This window comes from Streptomyces colwelliae (assembly GCF_048158785.1).
Classification (GTDB): Bacteria; Actinomycetota; Actinomycetes; order Streptomycetales; family Streptomycetaceae; genus Streptomyces.
This window is the reverse complement of record NZ_JBLTJC010000710.1, coordinates 1-2,262: the sequence shown is the minus strand read 5'-3', so window position 1 is coordinate 2,262 and position 2,262 is coordinate 1. Positions and strand designations below refer to the sequence as shown.

The following is a 2,262-nucleotide window of genomic DNA, read 5'->3' as shown; positions in this document are numbered from 1 at the left end:
CAGGACGTCCCAGGGAATGTCCAGGAGCACCGGGCCCTTGGGCTCCGACTGCGCGATACGGATCGCCTGGGCGACAAGACGCGGGATCAGCTCGGTACGGGTGACGCGGTGCGCGAACTTGGTCACCCCCGTCTCACCCCTGCAACCCCGCCAGCATCCGCCGGTCCCGAGGCGCCGCCTTCCGGTCCAACCGGGCGTCCAACAGCCGTCGTGCCGCGTCGCACCGTCCCGCCGACACCAGCGCGTACAGCAACGTCTCCTCCACGACCTCGCGTTGGGCCGCGCTGCCGCCCACCTTGCGCAGGACCGGCAACAACGCGTCGAGGCCGTGGGCCGCTTCGTGGAAGCGGTGTTCGACGAGGGCGGCGAGGGCCTCGCAGAGCGGGGCGATGACCTCGCGCTGCACCGGGTCGGCGCCCGCCGCGTGGTCGCGCAGTCGGCGCAGGGCGGGGAGGTCACCGGCGGCGGTGAGGGCGACCGCCGCGTGCAGGGCGGTGAACGCGGTCGCCGGTCGCTCCAGCACCTCGCAGGCCACGGAGTCCAGGACGTCCGAAGTCGGCAGCTCCCCCTGCCAGTTGCCGCTGAGCCGGGCCCGCCACAGCAGTGACCCCGAGTCAACCAGCGCACGGACCCCGGTCACCCGCCCGGGCGCCAACTGCGCGAACCAGCGCCTGCGTACGGCGGCGGGGTCGTCCAACGCGAGTTCGTGCAGGGCGATGTGCCAGGAGAAGTGGGCCCGGTGGACGGCACCCCGGCCCTGCCCGGACACCCAGCCAGTCCCGGCCCGCCTCGTGGGCGCCGGACTCGTAGTGGACGTGGGCCAGCGCGTGCACGGCGTGACCGGACGCGGGCTCGACTCCCAGGGCGCGGTGGGCGAGTTCACCCGCCTCGTGCAGCCGGCCCTGTTCCTGGCGGAGGAACGCGAGCAGCGAGGTGTGGAACCAGTGCCCGTCGTAGGCGGGGGACGTGCGCTCGACGAGGCGTAGCGCGTAGTCGTCGTCCAGGTCGGTGACGCCGGAGAAGGCGATGGTGGGGACGGCGGCGGCGAGGGCGAGCGCGTCGGCGGGGTGGGTGTCGAGGTGTCGTATCAACGCGCGGTCCCCGTCGGCGGATTGGACGCGGCGGGTGATCACGTCCACGAAGGAGCGTTCGCGTTCGTCGGCGCGTTCGTGTGCGCAGCGCTGGGCGTCGGCGAGGGCCCGGGGTACGTCCACGGCGGCTCCGCACTCGTGGCCGAGCAGGGCCAACGCCGCGTGTCCCAGGGCGAATCCGGGGTCCAGGGCGACCGCGCGGGCGAAGGCGTCCTCGGCTCCGGCGCGCACCTTGAGGACCCGGTCGAGTCCGGTGCGGTAGGCGGTGGCCGCCTCGGCGTGGGTCGACAGCGGGAGTCCGAGTCCGTCGACGGGCCTGCGGCGGGCGGCGCGGCGGGCCGGCGGCACCAGCAACTGCTGGGCCAGGGCGGCGGCCTGGACGCGGACCTCGGGGATCGCGGTGGTCTCCCAGAGTTCGCCGCGCCTGGGGGCGCCGAGCGTGAACAGCGGTCGCGTGGAGCGGCCTTGGGCGTCCAGGAGGCGTCCGTCGCGGGTGGCCGCGCCCATGCCGAGCGGTCCGGGCACGGCCGCCCCGGTCTCGAACAGCCCACGCCACAAGGGGTCTTCGAGCCGTCGGCCCGGTCCGGTGCAGTCGATCACCCACCCCACGCGCAGCGTACGGCCGTTGGAGAGCGTGACCACCAACTGGTCACCGGACTCCACCACTTCGGCGATCGTGCCCGCGTGGACCTGGAGGCGTCGTGCGGTGCGGGCCCGGGTCACCGACTCGGCGGTGGTGGGTGCCATGCGGTGGCGGTGGGTGTTCCAGAGGGTGCCCTCGTGGGCGAGGAACTCCCCGCGTTCCTCGGGGGTGAGGCTGCGCCAGAGTCGCGCGGTGTGCGGGCGCAGGCTGTCCAGGGCAGGGCGCCAGTCGCCGTGGGTGCGGACGGAGCGGCTGACGTGCCGGTAGACGGTTCGGCGCAGTCCGCTCAGTGTCAGGTCGCGGGGCCAGCTCGGCGCCTCCATGGCGCCGGCCGGTCCCAACGCGTGCGGCTGGGGCAGGAGTCCGCTGCGGGAGACGGCGTGGACCGTGCGTTCGGGCCGGTCGAGGGTGAGGGCGAGGTCCACGGCGGTGAGGCCGGTGCCGACGAGGAGGATGTCGGCGGTGTCCTCGTGCACGGCGTCCAACGCACCGGGCTTCCAGGGCGAGTTGACGAACCGGGGCGAGGTG

The 2,262-nt window shown here is 74.4% G+C and carries 1 pseudogene; it reads right to left on the bottom strand.

Annotated elements, in window-relative coordinates:
- Positions 1-133: 133 nt before the first annotated feature.
- Positions 134-2,262 (bottom strand): annotated as a pseudogene (locus tag ACNFOC_RS53490) (FAD/NAD(P)-binding protein); the annotation flags it as partial.